Below are 15,442 nucleotides of genomic sequence, written 5' to 3'. Positions count from 1 at the left end.
GCAGGCGGTGCCTGGGTCTCGTCGGTGGAACACCGGCGCCCGATCGGCCTTGTCGACATGTCCCCTGAGGCTGGAACGCCCGTCCAGAAGATCCTTCCTGTCAACCGGAGCGTCAGATCATGGTCGCCGTGAACCGCAGCATCGTCCTCGCCTCCCGTCCGCACGGAGAGCCGACCGCCGCGCATTTCCGGCTCGAGGAGAGCCGCACGCCGACGCCGGGGGAGGGCGAAGTGCTGCTGCGCAACCGCATCCTCTCCCTCGATCCCTACATGCGCGGGCGGATGAGCGCGGCGAAATCCTATGCCGAGCCCGTCGCCATCGGCGCGACCATGGTCGGGGCCACTGTGTCGGAGGTCGCGGCCTCGCGGCATCCGGATTTTCGCGAGGGCGACATGGTCACCGCCTTCGGCGGCTGGCAGGATTTCGCCGTCTCCGATGGCCGCGGCCTGCGCAAGCTCGATCCAGAGGCCGCACCCGTCAGCACGGCCCTCGGCGTCCTCGGAATGCCGGGCATGACGGCCTATACCGGCCTCCTCACCATCGGGCAGCCGAAGGCGGGGGAGACCGTGGTGGTCGCCGCTGCCGCCGGGCCGGTGGGCTCCCTCGTCGGCCAGATCGCGAAGCTGAAGGGTGCGCGCGCCGTCGGCGTCGCCGGGGGACCGGAGAAATGCGCCTACCTCACCGAGGTGCTCGGCTTCGACGCGGCGGTGGATCATCGTACCGACGATCTGCCCGGCGCGCTTGCCGCCGCCTGCCCCGACGGGATCGACGTCTATTTCGAGAATGTCGGCGGCGCGGTCTTCGACGCCGTGCTGCCGCTCCTCAACGACTTCGCCCGCATCCCCGTCTGCGGCCTGGTCTCCGGCTACAGCCTCACCGAATTGCCGCCGGGGCCGGACCGCAGCCCCGTCGTCATGCGCGCCATCCTGACCAAGCGCCTGACCCTGCGCGGCTTCATCGTGTGGGATTTCGCCGAGCAGGAGGGGGAGTTCCTGAGTGAGGTCGGAACCTGGCTGAGGGAGGGGCGCATCCAGCATCGGGAAGACATCGTCGATGGCCTGGAGGCGGCGCCGGAGGCCTTCATCGGACTATTGAAGGGGCGCAATTTCGGCAAGATGCTGGTGCGGATCGCGTGAGCGCCAGACGCGCGATCCTTGCGCACCAAAACGAACAAATATAGAACATCGGTCTGTGATCGGTGGGGACAAATCCGCCCCCCTGATTGCGGGCCGACTGTCCGAAGTTCATGAAGGGCGAACGGGACGGACGGCGTGTGAGGCCCTTTCCGTCAGTGAGATCGATCGAGAGGAGAGCGGCATGGCCGGCAGCGTCAACAAGGTGATTTTGGTGGGCAATCTCGGGCGCGACCCCGAGACCCGGCGCCTCGCCTCCGGCGACCCCGTGGTCAACTTGCGCATCGCCACGTCCGAATCCTGGAAGGACAAGGCGTCGGGCGAGCGCAAGGAAAAGACCGAGTGGCACGCGGTCGTGATCTACAACGAGAACCTGGCGCGGGTGGCCGAGCAGTACCTGCGCAAGGGCTCGAAGGTCTATATCGAGGGCCAGCTCCAGACCCGGAAATGGGCGGACCAGTCCGGCGTCGAGAAGTACACCACCGAGGTGGTGCTCCAGCGTTTCCGCGGTGAACTCACCCTCCTCGACGGCCGCAGCGGCGGCGGAGAGATGGGCGCCGACGACGAGGGCGGCGGCCAGATCAGCCGTGGCGGCGATTACGGCGGCGGCCGTGGCGGGGATCGCGGCGGCGACAGGGGCGGCGATCGCGGCGGAGAGTATGGCGGTGCCCGCTCCTCCGGCGGAGAACGTCGTCCGGCGGCAGCTTCGTCGAAGCCCAACTACGACCTCGACGACGATATTCCGTTCTAGACATTTACCGTTGCGGTCATCCGCATCCAACTGGCGGGACGGATAGTGTATCGGCCACCACCCGTCCGGTCACGGCTGCGATGTTTACACATCCGGTGGGCACCACGGGTCCCCTCTCCTGGAAGGAGAGGGAGCCCGTCGCGCCTCACGACGAACCCTCTCAGGCAGAGGGAGCAGCCATCGAGCAGACTGGTGAATGCAATTGGTCGCTCACGGAGCTGACCGGCAGGTGCCACCGAGACGTTCGGGGATCAGGCATCGGGCTGTAAAGTCGAGACCCGCGCCATCCCCGAGGCGACATCCAAGAGGGTTTCCCCGGTGAGATCCGGCGCCTGCAAGGCAGGTGAGTACGGCACTCCACGAGCAACGTAGCCGGTCATGAGGCCGGCGATCTTGGCGCCGTGCAGGTCCCACGGGTGGGTTGCGATCAAAGCCATCTCGCCCGGGGCGATTCCGGCGGCCCGTGCCGCATGGTGGTAGACCTCGGCGCGCGGCTTCGACAGCTTCACTTCCTCGACGGAGAGAACCCGCTCCACGAGCCCCGCCATCCCTGCCGCAGCGAGCAATCCCTCCGTCGTCGCGGCCGCGCCGTTGCTCAGGGCGAAGACCCTGATGCCGGCGTCCGCGAGACGCTGGAACGCGGTTTTGGCGTCCTCGTGCGGGGGAAGGGCCTTCATCATGGCGAGCAAAGCCGCCTTGTCCTCCGACGAGGCGGCGAGGCCGTGCATGGCGAGCACCTCGTCGAGACACCCCGACAGCACGGACTGGAAGGGCGCGAAGGTGCCGGTCGCCGCCAGGGCGAACGTGTCCCGCAACCCGGCGGTGTAGAGGAAGTCCAGGGCAAGCGGCGGCAGGCCCATCGCCACCAGCGCGGGCCGCATCGGCTCCATGCTGAACACGGTGCCGATGATGTCGAAGGCCACGGCCTTCGGGCGAGTGAGCATGACGGTGCCCCTGTCGATGGGTGCGGCGGAATCGATGACGTCGGGTAACCGTCCCCACCGTCGGTGAGTTCACACGAACCGCATCTGTGTGCTTCCATGGGCTCGATCGAGCAGGGGAGGGGAATCGATGCGCGTCATGGTTCTGGTCAAGGCGACAACGGACAGCGAGGCGGGGATCATGCCGTCCTTCGAACTGCTCACCGCCATGGGCGAATTCAACGGGGAACTCGCCAAGGCCGGCATCCTGCTCGCCGGGGAGGGCCTGCACCCATCGGCCAAGGGCAAACGGGTCGCCTTCGACGGCGCCACCCGCAGCGTCAGCGACGGTCCCTTCGCCTCTACCGGGGAACTGGTCGCCGGCTTCTGGCTCTGGCAGGTCAAGGACATGGAGGAAGCGCTGGACTGGGTGAAGCGCTGTCCCAATCCGATGCCCGGCCCGAGCGAGATCGAGATCCGGCCGCTCTACGAGATGTCCGATTTCGCCGGCATCGCGGCGGGGTGAGGGAAGTGGGCAGCACGGCGCTCCGAGTCCACCTTTACCGGACACCCGGAGCGAGGCGGAGGGGTCGGGCGGCGCCTATTGCAAGCGTTTGCCGAAGGATACGGCATAGGCTTGGTTGCGGGCGTCGATCAGCGGGTCATCCGAGACCTCGATCCCATCGGCAAGATTGCTGGGCAGGAACACCAACGCCTTCTCCGCCGCGGCACTGTCGGCCACCGCCCGGTCGAGGGTGATCGTGCCCAGGGTGACGACCTTGCGGTCTTCCGGCCAGGGCTGGCTCGGATCCCTGGTCTGGTCCCCGGGATTGGCCAGCTGGGCCTGTATGGTGAACACGACCGGTGCCGTGGCAAGGGCGGCGGGCAATTCGGCCCTCAGGTAATTCGGCCCCCGCTTGGCCGCGTCGTCGGGGAACAGGTAGTCCGGGCTGGCGGCGGGGACGAAGCGGAACCGGAACGGCTGGCGCTTGCCCCCGGCATCGACGAACAGGAAGGCGTCGACGCCGTGATAGGTCTCGCGGGCAAAGCTCGAAGGGGTCTGAACGCTGGCGAAAGCCTTGGGCGCCGCAGGGTGCTCGGCCATGAAGCGCTCCACGGGCGTGGGCTTTTGCGCTTCCGGCTTCGTCTGCGCGATGGCGGTGAGAAGCGCCAGGAACTCCTCGCCGGTGGCCACGGGGAAGAACGCGAGGGGATTCGTCACCACGTCCATCTCGACCCCGTCGGCGAGGACGAACTTCATCGACATCCCATGCGGGTTGGCCAGATCGGCCCCGTCGGGAATCTTCGGCAGCCCAGTGGAATCCGAGAAGCGCACCGTCACCGGCACCGGCTCCCCGTCGAACAGGGAGGCCTTGCTCAAACCGGGGCCCTGGGGTGTCGCGACGAAGCTTCCAGTGACAACGACGCCCTTGGCGTGATTGGCGCGAAAGCCTTCTTGACTTCCCCACAACGTCTTCATGGCAGCAACGATCTGTTCGGCGGTGGTGCCTTCATCGGCCCGCGAAGTTCTCACGCCAATGATAGCGATCAAGGCTAGCGGCAATGCCATCGCCAAGCCGAACGTCCGATTGCGATATCTGGCAGCCACGCGGTTTTTCCTTCATGGGCGACTTTGAAGTCGGCACTACGACTCAAGGATTACACCGCGACGCCGCTCCCTCGATCGCAGACGGACACCGGCAGGCGACGGAGATCGTTCAGGGCATCTCGGATCGGACGCGGTAAGCGCTTGCGGCGCATGGGATTTGTCGATGTGGTCGCGACGTGTCCGGCGGTGGCGCGGCGGCATCGGATGGCGTATGGAGAAGGCCCGAGCCAGGACGTGACGCGGCCGGCCTTTTCGAGGCCGCGCGGAACGCCCCGCTCCCCACATTCCCATGCGCCCGGCGCTCCATGCGGCCCCGGCCCGCCGGACCCGTCACAGGCAGAGATCGAAGACCTTGGCAGAGAAAGACGATACCGGCGCCGGCGCGACGCCGCCCGCCTCGGACATCAAGCCCGTTTCCATCACCGACGAGATGCGCCGCTCCTATCTCGATTACGCCATGAGCGTGATCGTGAGCCGGGCGCTGCCCGACGCGCGGGACGGCCTGAAGCCGGTGCACCGGCGCATCCTCTACTCGGCCTATGAGAGCGGGCACCTGCCCGAGCGCAAATACGTCAAGTCGGCCCGCATCGTCGGCGACGTGATCGGTCTCTACCATCCGCATGGCGACCAATCGATCTACGACGCCTTGGTCCGCATGGCCCAGGACTTCTCGATGCGGCTCATGCTCATCGACGGGCAGGGCAATTTCGGCTCCGTGGACGGCGATCCGCCGGCGGCCATGCGCTACACCGAGTCGCGCCTGGCCAAGCCCGCCAACGCGCTGCTCGCCGATATCGACAAGAACACCGTCGACTTCCAGCCGAACTACGACGAGTCGCGCGAGGAGCCGAAGGTGCTCCCGGCGCGCTTCCCCAACCTCCTCGTGAACGGGGCCGGCGGCATCGCGGTGGGCATGGCCACCAACATCCCGCCGCACAATCTCGGCGAGCTCATCGACGCCTGCATCGCCCTCATCGACGATCCGGGCCTGACCATCGAGCAGCTCACCGAATACGTCCCCGGCCCGGACTTCCCCACCGGCGGCTCGATCCTCGGCCGCGCCGGGGTGCGGCAGGCCTACGCCACGGGCCGCGGCTCGGTCATCATGCGGGCGAAGTCCCACGTGGAGGAGTTGCGCAAGGAGCGCGAGGCGCTGATCTTCACCGAGATCCCATATCAGGTGAACAAGGCGACTCTCATGGAGAAGATCGCCGAGCTGGTGAAGGAGAAGCGCGTCGAGGGCATCTCGGACCTGCGCGACGAATCCGACCGCGACGGCATGCGCATCGTCATCGAGATCAAGCGCGATTCCATGGCCGACGTGGTGCTGAACCAGCTCTACCGCTTCACGCCGCTGCAGAGCTCGTTCGGCTGCAACATGGTGGCGCTCAACGGCGGCCGCCCCGAGCTGATGAACCTGAAGGACCTGCTGACGGCCTTCGTGGATTTTCGCGAGGAAGTCGTCTCGCGCAGGACCAAGTTCCTCCTCGGCAAGGCCCGCGAGCGCGCCCACGTCTTGTGCGGCCTCGCCATCGCGGTAGCCAACATCGACGAGGTCATCCGCCTCATCCGCACCTCGCCCGATCCGAACACTGCCCGCGAGGCGCTGATGGGCCGCGTCTGGCCGGCCCTCGACATCGCGCCGCTCATCGCCCTCGTCGACGACCCGCGCCACCGCGTGGACGCAGAAGGCAATTACCGCCTCTCCGAGATCCAGGCCCGCGCCATCCTCGACCTGCGCCTGCAGCGCCTCACGGCTCTGGGCCGCGACGAGATCGGCGACGAACTCCAGAAGCTCGCCGACGAGATCGCCGACTACCTCGACATCCTGCGCTCGCGCCTGCGCATCATGACCATCGTCAAGGATGAGCTGACCGAGGTCCGCGAGGCCTATGCCACGCCGCGCAAGACCATGATCCTCGACTGGGATTCCAACGTCGAGGACGAGGACCTGATCCAGCGCGAGGACATGGTCGTCACCGTGTCCCATGCCGGCTACGTCAAGCGCGTGCCGCTCTCGACCTACCGGGCCCAGCGCCGGGGCGGCAAGGGCCGCTCGGGCATGTCGACCCGCGACGAGGATTTCGTCACCCGCCTGTTCGTGGCCAACACCCACACGCCGATCCTGTTCTTCTCCAACATGGGCCAGGTCTACAAGGAGAAGGTCTGGCGCCTGCCGATGGCCGCCCCCAACGCGCGCGGCAAGGCACTCGTGAACATCCTCTCCATGGATGCGGGCACGGAGCGGATCACCACGATCATGCCGCTGCCCGAGGACGAGGCGTCCTGGGAGACCCTGGACGTGATGTTCGCCACCGCCAGCGGCGGGGTGAGGCGCAACAAGCTGTCCGACTTCGTGCAGGTTAACCGCGCCGGCAAGATCGCCATGAAGCTCGACGAAGGCGACCACATCGTCCACGTGGAGATCTGCCGCGCCGACCAGAACGTCCTGCTCACCACGCAGGCCGGCCAGTGCATCCGCTTCCCGGTGGAGGACGTCCGCGTCTTCAAGGGCCGCGATTCCACCGGCGTGCGCGGCATCACACTCGCCAAGGACGACCGCGTCATCTCGATGACGATCCTCAACAGCTTCGACGCGACCCCCGACGAGCGGGGCGCGTTCCTGAAGATGCAGCGGGCCGTGATCGGCGATACCGAGGGCGGCGATGCGGATTCCGAGGACATCGCGACGGATGCGCCGCTCCTCTCGCAGGAGCGCTACGCCGAGATGGGGGCCGCCCAGCAATTCGTGCTCACCCTCTCCGAGCGCGGCTACGGCAAGCGCAGCTCGTCGTTCGAGTATCGAATCTCCGGTCGCGGCGGCAAGGGCATCACCGCCATGCGGGTCAATCCGCGCAACGGCAGCCTCGTCGCCTCCTTCCCGGTGCAGCCCGCCGACCAGATCATGCTGGTGACCAATGCCGGCCAGCTGATCCGCGTACCGGTGGACGATATCCGCATCGTCGGCCGCGCCTCGCAGGGCGTCACGGTGTTCAACACCGAGAAGACCGAGCGCGTGGTCTCGGTGGAGCATATCGAAGGCGAGGGCGAAGGGGAGGACGATGGCGGGGATGCGTCGGGGACCGAGCCCGCCGGCGATGCCGTCTGAACCGAGCCTCTTGGGCGCCGGGCTTATTGGTTAAAAAACTTCCGTTACTCAGGATTAAAATGCCGGCCAAGTCGTATGACTTGGCCGGCATCGTCTTGTTCTGCACTGATCTTCAGTGTTGCTATCGGGTGATATCGGGCCTCCGTCCGCACGGCTAAGTTCCGGTTCAGAGACAGATCGCTCGCCCCAGGATTTCAGCCGTGTTCAAGTCCCTCCTCCTCGCCGGTGCGGCCACGATCCTGGCCGCTGGCGCCGCCTCCGCCGCGGACCTTCCCCGCCGCGCCGAGGCGCCGGTCTTCGTGCCGGTCCCCGTCTTCGCCTGGACGGGGTTCTATTTCGGTATCAACGCCGGCTACGCCTATACCGAGAGCGATACCGTTCGCACCACGGGTATCAACAACCTCAATTCCGGCGCTCCGAATGCCGCGAACCTCCAGGGCAATGTCGACAATCGCCTGCGTCCCGCGGCCCTCAAGCTGCCCCAGGAAGGGTTCTCCGCCGGCGCACAGATCGGCTACAACTACCAGCTGACGCCGGGCAACGGCATCGTGATCGGCATCGAGGCGGATGCCCAGTACACGGATCTCGAGACCAGCCGCGTGAACGTGGCGACCCGCACGGCGTTGCCCTCCACGCTGACGAACACGTACCGGTCCGATCTGCAGTATCTCGGCACGGTGCGCGGCCGCGTCGGCTACGCCTTCGACAAGGTCATGGTCTACGGCACGGGCGGTTTCGCCTATGGCGGCATCGAGCAGAGCGTCAGCTTCCAGACCGGCTCGCCGGTGACCTATGCCGGTGCGCGCTCCACCATGGAGACCGGTTACGCCTATGGCGGCGGCATCGAATATGCCCTTCCCACCGATTCGTTCCTGAACTTCTTCCGTTCCAGCGCCGTCACGCTGAAGGCCGAATACCTCCGCTACGATCTCGGCAGCCGCAACCTCCTCGTCGCCTCCACCGGCGGTCCGGGCATCGGCTACAACGCAGTCTTCAAGACTGAGGGCGCCATCGCTCGCGCCGGGCTGAACTACAAGTTCGGCAGCTACTAGGATCTCGTGGGGCTCAGCCCCGCGTCATCCGGACGTCCGAGACACTAGACTTCGCAGACCGAAACTTCGGGCGGGCGCTCCTTTGGGGCCTCCGCCCTTTTTCGTGCCGCGCCGGGGCGCCGGGGCGGACCGCTACCGCGATGGGATGCGCCGAGCGGTTCCGTTTCGAGGCGAAATGCTCTACGCCCACGGGTAATGATCCGCACCGCGCTCTACGCCGGCTCCTTCGACCCGGTCACGAACGGACACCTCGACGTCATCCGTCAGGCGTGCCGTCTCGTTCAGCACCTCGTGATCGCCATCGGCGTGCATCCGGGCAAGGCCCCCATGTTCTCGCCGGAAGAGCGGGCCCACCTCCTGCGGGCGACCTGCGCGCCGCTCGCGGAGGCCGAGGGGACCGGCCTCGACATCGTCACCTTCGACGATCTGGCGGTGTCGGCGGCACGGCGCTCGGGCGCGAGCATCTTCATCCGCGGCCTGCGCGACGGCACGGATCTCGACTACGAGATGCAGCTCGCCGGCATGAACGGCGCCATGGCGCCCGAAGTGCAGACGGTGTTCCTGCCCGCCTCCACCGGCGTACGCCCGATCACCGCCACCCTGGTGCGGCAGATCGCGGCCATGGGAGGCGATGTCTCGCCCTTCGTCCCGCCCCTCGTGGCCGAACGGCTCGCCGCGCGGTTCGCGAAAGCCTGATCCCCTTCACTCACCATCTTCAACGGACCGGAGACCGCCTACCCATGACTCATCGGACCATCCATCGTCGGACCGCCTTCCTGTCCCTGGCGCTTGCCGCCATGATCGGCCTGTCGCCCATGGCGCAGGCCGCCGACGACAACACGGTCTATCTCGACACCAAGGATGGCCGCGTCACCATCGAGCTGCGACCGGACCTCGCGCCGCAGCACGTGGCCCAGCTCAAGACCCTCATCAAGAAGGGCTTCTACGACGGGTTGAAGTTCCACCGGGTCATGGACGGCTTCATGGCCCAGACCGGCGACCCGAAGGGCAACGGCACCGGCGGCTCGTCCCTGCCGAACATCCCGGCCGAGTTCTCGCAATCCCCGTTCCGCCGCGGCACCCTCGGCATGGCCCGCTCGTCCGATCCGAACTCGGCGAACTCGCAGTTCTTCATCTGTCTCGGCGATGCGCCGTTCCTGAACGGCCAGTACACCGTGATCGGGCTGGTCTCCTCGGGCATGGAAGCCGTGGACAAGATCAAGAAGGCGGCCCCCGGCGCTCCCGGCGGCGCAGTCCAGAACCCGGACAAGATCGTGAAGATGCAGATGGCCCAAGGCGCAAAATGACCCGAGGCGCGAAATGACCGGAAGCGCGACAGTGAGGCGCCCGACGCGCCTCGCCGTCGTTGCGTCGGCGGTCGCCATCGCGTTCGGAGCGCCCTTTTCCGCGGTCGCCATCGCCGGTGCAGGCCTGTCGCTGACGCCGCCCGAGGCCCTGCGGTCCACGGTGCAGGCGCCGGAGGGCGGCATCGCCGCTGGCCCGGCCGATACGCTCCAGGAGCTCTATCCGAGGCTCGCCGCCTGCTGGGAGGTCCCGCAAGGCCTCGCCGGTTTTCCGCGCACCGAAATCACCGCCCGCTTCGCCTTGCGCCGCGACGGGTCCGTCATCGGCGAGCCTCGCATCACCTTCTCGATGCAGAATGCCGATCAGCGCGGCAGGGACATCCTGACCCGCTCAACCCTCGACGCGATCCGGCGCTGCACGCCGGTCGCGATCACGCCGGCGCTCGGCGCCGCCATCGCGGGGCGTCCCATCGCCCTGCGATTCATCTACCAAGGTCCCAAGGGACAAGGAGTCTGACCCATGGCCGATACCGAGACCATCATCCTCGAAACCACCAAGGGCCGCATCGTCATCGGGCTGCGCCCGGATCTCGCCCCCAACCATGTCGAGCGCCTCAAGACTCTGGCCGGGCAGGGATTCTATGATGGCGTACCGTTCCACCGCGTCATCGACGGGTTCATGGCCCAGACCGGCGACCCGACGGGCACCGGCTCTGGCGGTTCCGACCTGCCGGACCTGAAGGCCGAGTTCAACGACGAGCCGCATGTGCGCGGCACCTGCTCGATGGCCCGCACCAACTTCCCGCATTCGGCCAATTCGCAGTTCTTCCTCTGCTTCGGCGATGCCCGCTTCCTCGACAAGCAATACACCGTCTGGGGCAAGGTGACCGAAGGCATGGACGTGGTGGACAGCCTCAACAAGGGCGAGCCCCCGCGCTCGCCGGACAAGATCGTCAAGGCCACCGTCGGCACCGCCTGAACCGATCGGGCGATCGATGACAAGGGCGTCCGCGCATCACCCGCACGGACGCCCTTTCTCGTTTGGACACCTCGCTTCTGCGCGTTACATGAAAATGGCTGTTTTCCTGTAACGGGCAGAGGCGAGCCATGCCGTCCATCGATGCCGCCGCGCAGACGGTCTTCGCCGATCTCAATCAGCGTTGCGCCGATGCGGAGTTCGACCGCGATTTTCCCGAGAACGGCAAGTTCATCAGGCGCACCATCAAGGCGCGCGAATACTGGTACTACCAGGGCTACGATGCAGCCACCGGCACGAAATCCAATCGCTATGTCGGCACGGTGGCGGATCCCGAGACGACACGGCGAGTCGAGGCCCACGACCGCCAGCGGGTCGATTACCGCACCCGCATCGACGCGGTTCGCATGTTGCGCAGCGCCGGTTTTCCGGCAGCGGACGGCCTGACAGGCCGGGTCGTCGAACGTCTGGCGCAGGCAGGCTTCTTTCGCCTGCGCGGAGTTCTGGTGGGCACGGTGGCGTTCCAGACCTTTCCGGGCCTCGTCGGAGAGCGCCCGACGAGGGCTCCCAGGACCGGCGACATCGGTCTCGCGCAGGATTACGGCATCTCGATCGCGATCGGGGAGAGCATGTCTTCCGTCCAGGAGGAACTCCGGGCCGTCGATGCGAGCTTCCGTCCGGTGCCGAACCTGTCGCGACCGGACAGCGCGAGCGCATTCGTGAACGCCAGCGGGTTTCGGGTCGAGTTTCTGCTCTCGAACCGCGGCTCCGACGAGGTGACCGGTGCGCCCGTCTGGATGCCGGCCCTCGGCGGTGTCAGCGCCCAGCCGCTTCGCTACCTCGATTTCCTGATCTCGGATCCGGTCCGCTCGACACTCCTCCATGCCGGCGGGATCTCCGTCACGGTGCCGGCTCCAGAGCGCTACGCCGTCCACAAACTCATCGTGGCGAACGAGCGGACCGAGCGTGAGAAACAGGCGAAGGACCTGACCCAGGCGGGCTTCCTGATCGAGGCCCTGGCCCGGAACCAGCCCGTCGCCCTGGCGGCCTCCTGGGTCGAGGCGTGGAACCGAGGCCCGACCTGGCGCCGTCATCTCGAGACGGGACTGGCGCGGCTCGATGAGGCTGCGCGCATCGCCATCGCGGGAGCCGTCGGGGCGCATGGCGGGATGCTGGGCTACGAGCCGACGCGGGTCGGGTTTCCCGCGTCCCTCCCGTAGCGGCCCGCGCAAAGGTCTCTCCGGGTCGCGTCCCAGATCTCGTTCTATCCCGCCTCACCCATCCCGTCGCTAGGCCCGCCAGCCGTCTCGGTCCCTCCGGTCCCGGGGCCCGCGGGCAGGACCACCACCTTCGTGCCGATCGCGACGCGGGCGTAGAGGTCGATGACGTCCTGGTCGACCATCCGAATGCAGCCCGACGATACGGCCTGGCCAATCGTATAGGGTTCGAGGGTGCCGTGGATCCGGTAAAGCGTGTCCTTACCGTCGCGCCAGAGATAGAGCCCGCGCGCGCCGACCGGGTTGGCCTTGCCGCCGGCAATGCCCCGGCCGCTCCGGAGCGGTGACAGCATCCCCACGATATCGGGGCGCCGGGCGATCATCTCCCGGGTCGGATACCAATCCGGCCATTCCTGCTTCGCACCGACCCGCGCGACGCCGGACCAGGTCATTCCCTCGGCGCCGACACCGACACCGTAGCGTCGTGCACGTCCGCCGGGTTCGACCAGGTACAGGTAGCGAGCCGCCGTATCGACCACGATCGTGCCGACCGGCTCCGCCGTGACGTAGTCGATCTCGCGCCGCAGATAGGCCGGGTCGATCCGCGCCGTATCCACCGCCTCCACCGGGAAGGGTTCCGACACCAGGGCGGCATAGCCGGTGGGCGGAGCGTCATCGGACCGCCTCCCGGCGAGATTCACGTCGATACCCGGTCCCGCGATACAGCCGCCGAGGACGAGGAGGATCGTCGCCTTCGTGAGGATGAGGCGGATCGACGAGAAGGGGAGGATCATGGTCGCTGCCGAGTGAGGTCGCTCAGGTTTGATCCCATCCACGTCGAATTTACGGCCAAGCTTGGCCTCGGGTATGGCCGATTCACGTCGGCGCCGTGTCGCGCTCGAAAAGGGAAGCGGGGAGATCGCCGCGCAGGGACACGACCCGGAGCGCCACGGCTTCACATGCGCGATCGCGCCCGTGACTCAGTTTCCGAGCGGCAAGCGACTGACGCCATCGAACTCGAGCGAGGCCAAAGGCTCCGAGCCCACCCGGAGTCAACGCTATCGAATCAGCCATGTCCCCGTAAAGGCGAGCGCCGCCAGATAGACGGCTTTGCCGTCCTCGTCCGTCACCAACACGGTGATCGCCTGGCGTTCGCCATCCTTGGGCACTTCGTCGGCGGCGATGGTGGGCAGCGACTTCTTGGCCTGGAGCACGGCGGCCTGCAGGTCGGCGCAGTAGACGCCTTCTTCGTCCCGCTCGTTACGACCATCGTTGATGTCGAAATAGTAAACGGGCACAGGTCTCTCCACGCATCGAAGGCGGGAGCACACATCTGTCTCTCAAGCGCGGAAGGCCGAGGTCAGAGCCGCGATCACCCTAACTTAGAGCGCCGCACCGAGAAAAGCACATATTAACTTAGGTATGTTTTCGGACATTCGTCGATCGGACGCTCCATACCGCATCGTCGTCTTCGAAGATCCTGCAATCGCGTGCCGTTTCCCGGGCACCGACCTCGCGTCGGACCTCCGCCATCGTCCGACGCCCGAAATCCGATCAGGAGGTTTCCAGAAAAGCCTCCGCCATCGCCAGATCCTCCGGCGTATTGATGTTCAGGAACGGGTCGACCGGTTTCGCCGGCCAGTCCACGGCCGCGGCGCCGTGCCGCGCCAGGAAGGCGCCGACGCGGCGCTCGCCGCGTTCCACCAGGGTCGTGCGAAGATCCCCGCGCAGGGACAGAGCCCAGAGCGCCACGGCAAAATGCTCTCGCCCGGCCGAGGAGGCCATGGCGATGGGCGCGCCGTCCCCCTCCGCCGCCAGCCGTTCCACCAGGTCATGCGGCAGGAACGGCGCATCGCCGGTGACGCTGGCCACATGCGTCGCGGAGGGGTGCTGAGCGGCCGCATGATCGAGGGCGGCGAGGATGCCGGCCAGCGGCCCCGGATGGTCGGGCACCCCGTCCGGCACGATCGGGCCGGGGAACCCGGCGAACCGGGCCGGGTCGCCATTGGCGTTGAGGATGACGCCCAGACCGCATTGCGGCGTGAACCGCTCCACCACGCGGTGGAGGAGGGTGCGCCCCGCCAGGATTCTCAACGGCTTGTCGCCGCCGCCCATGCGGCGGGACAGGCCGCCGGCCAGGATCACCCCGAGGATGGGCGCCACGCCGGGCTACTCGATGACGATGCGCGGCGCGGCACGCGGGGCCGGCCCGCCGGTGAGGTTGGCCCAGAGCTGCGCGGCGATGCCGCGATAGACCTTCGCGTGCGGCCCATCCGGGTCCACGGCCACCACGGGACGCCCGGAATCGGAGGTCTCGCGGATGGTCATGTCGAGGGGGATCTCGCCGAGGAACGGCACGTCGAGCCGCGCAGCCTCCTCGCGGGCGCCGCCATGGCCGAAGATGTGGGAGGCATGGCCGCAATTCGGGCAGATGAAGGTCGCCATGTTCTCGATGACGCCGAGGATCGGCACCGAGACCTTGCGGAACATCGTGACCCCGCGCCGCGCATCGATCAGCGCCAGGTCCTGCGGCGTCGAGACGATGACGGCCCCCGAGAGCGGCGTCGCCTGGGCCATGGTGAGCTGGGCGTCGCCGGTACCGGGCGGCATGTCGACCACGAGGATGTCGAGCTCGCCCCACGCGACCTCGCGCAGCATCTGGGTGATGGCCGATTGCACCATCGGGCCGCGCCAGATCATCGCCGTCTCGGGCTCGATCAGGAAGCCGATGGACATCACCTTGATGCCGTAGCCGTCCATCGGCGCGAGCAGGCGCTCCTCGATCACCTTCGGCTTGCCGGAGAGGCCGAAGAGCTTGGGCACCGAGGGGCCGTAGATGTCGGCATCGAGCAGCCCGACCTTCAGCCCCTGCGCCGCCAGGGCGAGGGCGAGGTTGCAGGCGGTGGTGGACTTGCCGACGCCGCCCTTGCCGGAGGCGACGGCCACGATGTGGCGGACGCCGGGCAAGGCAGGGCCGGTGCGGGGCGGCGCGGGCCGTCCCGGCTGGGGCGGTTGCGGCACCGCCGCCTGCGCCGGCGGGGCGGGCTGATTCGGGCCACGCTCCGAGGTGAGGCTCGCGAACACGCCGGAGACGCCCGCCATCGCCAGGACGGTGCCCTCGGCCTTGCGCCGGACCGGCTCGAAGCGCTCCGCCTCGCTCGGGTCGATCAGGATCGAGAACATGACCCGGTTCGTGGGATCGACCACGACCTGGGACAGGCGGCCCGATGCGGGCAGCGTGGTCCCGCCGTCATCGACGGTGACGGCGGACAGCGCCTTGAGCACGTCGTCGCGAGTAATGGCCAAGATGGTTCTCCGGGCGAGGCAGGCGGGCACGGCGGCCCGGACGCCCCTCTGCATGTAACCGACGA

At 67.5% G+C, this 15,442-nt stretch carries 16 protein-coding genes; 10 read left to right on the top strand and 6 right to left on the bottom strand.

From position 1 onward, the window contains the following. Positions 1-119: 119 nt before the first annotated feature. A complete protein-coding gene (locus K368_RS0121130) occupies positions 120-1,136 on the top strand; it encodes an NADP-dependent oxidoreductase (RefSeq protein WP_027174085.1) in 1,017 nt (338 codons plus the stop codon). 181 nt (positions 1,137-1,317) lie between these two features. Then, a complete protein-coding gene (gene ssb / locus K368_RS0121125) occupies positions 1,318-1,884 on the top strand; it encodes a single-stranded DNA-binding protein (protein ID WP_027174084.1) in 567 nt (188 codons plus the stop codon). 251 nt (positions 1,885-2,135) lie between these two features. On the opposite strand, the gene K368_RS0121120 is transcribed toward ssb, so the two are convergent. Beyond that, positions 2,136-2,828 (bottom strand): haloacid dehalogenase type II, encoded by a 693-nt coding sequence (locus tag K368_RS0121120; RefSeq protein WP_027174083.1) that lies wholly within the window; start codon positions 2,826-2,828, stop codon positions 2,136-2,138. A gap of 127 nt (positions 2,829-2,955) precedes the next feature. Between K368_RS0121120 and K368_RS25240 the strand changes: the two genes are divergently transcribed. Beyond that, positions 2,956-3,330, top strand: coding sequence for a YciI family protein (locus K368_RS25240; RefSeq protein ID WP_036266571.1), 375 nt, complete (start codon positions 2,956-2,958; stop codon positions 3,328-3,330). Positions 3,331-3,405: 75 nt separating this feature from the next. Here K368_RS25240 and K368_RS0121110 read toward each other — a convergent pair whose 3' ends face one another. After that, positions 3,406-4,374: a catalase family peroxidase gene (locus K368_RS0121110; RefSeq protein WP_036267228.1), complete on the bottom strand. Its 969-nt coding sequence runs from the start codon at positions 4,372-4,374 to the stop codon at positions 3,406-3,408. Positions 4,375-4,765: 391 nt separating this feature from the next. Between K368_RS0121110 and gyrA the strand changes: the two genes are divergently transcribed. The 7 genes from gyrA (at position 4,766) to K368_RS25235 (ending at position 12,074) form a co-directional block, all read left to right on the top strand. Continuing rightward, positions 4,766-7,522, top strand: coding sequence for a DNA gyrase subunit A (gyrA, locus tag K368_RS0121105; protein ID WP_027174081.1), 2,757 nt, complete (start codon positions 4,766-4,768; stop codon positions 7,520-7,522). A gap of 200 nt (positions 7,523-7,722) precedes the next feature. After that, complete coding sequence (locus tag K368_RS0121100) at positions 7,723-8,574, top strand: porin family protein (RefSeq protein ID WP_027174080.1); 852 nt, start codon at positions 7,723-7,725, stop codon at positions 8,572-8,574. A gap of 195 nt (positions 8,575-8,769) precedes the next feature. Beyond that, positions 8,770-9,270, top strand: a complete 501-nt coding sequence (gene coaD, locus K368_RS0121095; RefSeq protein WP_027174079.1) for a pantetheine-phosphate adenylyltransferase — start codon at positions 8,770-8,772, stop codon at positions 9,268-9,270. A gap of 59 nt (positions 9,271-9,329) precedes the next feature. After that, complete coding sequence (locus tag K368_RS0121090; RefSeq protein WP_027174078.1) at positions 9,330-9,881, top strand: peptidylprolyl isomerase; 552 nt, start codon at positions 9,330-9,332, stop codon at positions 9,879-9,881. A 13-nt stretch (positions 9,882-9,894) separates the two neighbouring features. Further along, positions 9,895-10,395: a hypothetical protein gene (locus K368_RS0121085; RefSeq protein WP_155935264.1), complete on the top strand. Its 501-nt coding sequence runs from the start codon at positions 9,895-9,897 to the stop codon at positions 10,393-10,395. A 3-nt stretch (positions 10,396-10,398) separates the two neighbouring features. After that, positions 10,399-10,857: a peptidylprolyl isomerase gene (locus tag K368_RS0121080; protein WP_027174076.1), complete on the top strand. Its 459-nt coding sequence runs from the start codon at positions 10,399-10,401 to the stop codon at positions 10,855-10,857. A 128-nt stretch (positions 10,858-10,985) separates the two neighbouring features. Further along, positions 10,986-12,074, top strand: a complete 1,089-nt coding sequence (locus tag K368_RS25235) for a GSU2403 family nucleotidyltransferase fold protein (protein ID WP_051439950.1) — start codon at positions 10,986-10,988, stop codon at positions 12,072-12,074. A gap of 44 nt (positions 12,075-12,118) precedes the next feature. On the opposite strand, the gene K368_RS25230 is transcribed toward K368_RS25235, so the two are convergent. The 4 genes from K368_RS25230 to K368_RS0121055 all read right to left on the bottom strand — a co-directional run bounded on the left by K368_RS25230 (position 12,119) and on the right by K368_RS0121055 (position 15,377). Continuing rightward, on the bottom strand, positions 12,119-12,865 hold the full coding sequence (locus tag K368_RS25230; protein WP_081739632.1) for a L,D-transpeptidase: 747 nt from the start codon (positions 12,863-12,865) through the stop codon (positions 12,119-12,121). A 264-nt stretch (positions 12,866-13,129) separates the two neighbouring features. Further along, positions 13,130-13,369 (bottom strand): hypothetical protein, encoded by a 240-nt coding sequence (locus K368_RS0121065; protein ID WP_027174075.1) that lies wholly within the window; start codon positions 13,367-13,369, stop codon positions 13,130-13,132. A gap of 256 nt (positions 13,370-13,625) precedes the next feature. Then, positions 13,626-14,234, bottom strand: a complete 609-nt coding sequence (gene mobA / locus K368_RS0121060; protein ID WP_027174074.1) for a molybdenum cofactor guanylyltransferase MobA — start codon at positions 14,232-14,234, stop codon at positions 13,626-13,628. Between the two features lie 6 nt (positions 14,235-14,240). Next, on the bottom strand, positions 14,241-15,377 hold the full coding sequence (locus K368_RS0121055; RefSeq protein WP_027174073.1) for an Mrp/NBP35 family ATP-binding protein: 1,137 nt from the start codon (positions 15,375-15,377) through the stop codon (positions 14,241-14,243). Between the last annotated feature and the right edge of the window lie 65 nt (positions 15,378-15,442).

It is taken from the genome of Methylobacterium sp. 10 (genome assembly GCF_000519085.1).
Lineage (GTDB): Bacteria > Pseudomonadota > Alphaproteobacteria > Rhizobiales > Beijerinckiaceae > Methylobacterium.
This window is presented reverse-complemented; position numbering and strand designations above follow the sequence as displayed.

What these genes read in the sequence shown, in the direction of transcription:
- K368_RS0121130 (WP_027174085.1), top strand. Translation starts at nt 120, where the DNA reads ATGGTCGCCGTGAACCGCAGCATCGTCCTCGCCTCCCGTCCGCACGGA.
- ssb (WP_027174084.1), top strand. Translation starts at nt 1,318, where the DNA reads ATGGCCGGCAGCGTCAACAAGGTGATTTTGGTGGGCAATCTCGGGCGC.
- K368_RS0121120 (WP_027174083.1), bottom strand. Translation starts at nt 2,828, where the DNA reads ATGCTCACTCGCCCGAAGGCCGTGGCCTTCGACATCATCGGCACCGTG.
- K368_RS25240 (WP_036266571.1), top strand. Translation starts at nt 2,956, where the DNA reads ATGCGCGTCATGGTTCTGGTCAAGGCGACAACGGACAGCGAGGCGGGG.
- K368_RS0121110 (WP_036267228.1), bottom strand. Translation starts at nt 4,374, where the DNA reads ATGGCATTGCCGCTAGCCTTGATCGCTATCATTGGCGTGAGAACTTCG.
- coaD (WP_027174079.1), top strand. Translation starts at nt 8,770, where the DNA reads ATGATCCGCACCGCGCTCTACGCCGGCTCCTTCGACCCGGTCACGAAC.
- K368_RS0121085 (WP_155935264.1), top strand. Translation starts at nt 9,895, where the DNA reads ATGACCGGAAGCGCGACAGTGAGGCGCCCGACGCGCCTCGCCGTCGTT.
- K368_RS0121080 (WP_027174076.1), top strand. Translation starts at nt 10,399, where the DNA reads ATGGCCGATACCGAGACCATCATCCTCGAAACCACCAAGGGCCGCATC.
- K368_RS25235 (WP_051439950.1), top strand. Translation starts at nt 10,986, where the DNA reads ATGCCGTCCATCGATGCCGCCGCGCAGACGGTCTTCGCCGATCTCAAT.
- K368_RS25230 (WP_081739632.1), bottom strand. Translation starts at nt 12,865, where the DNA reads ATGATCCTCCCCTTCTCGTCGATCCGCCTCATCCTCACGAAGGCGACG.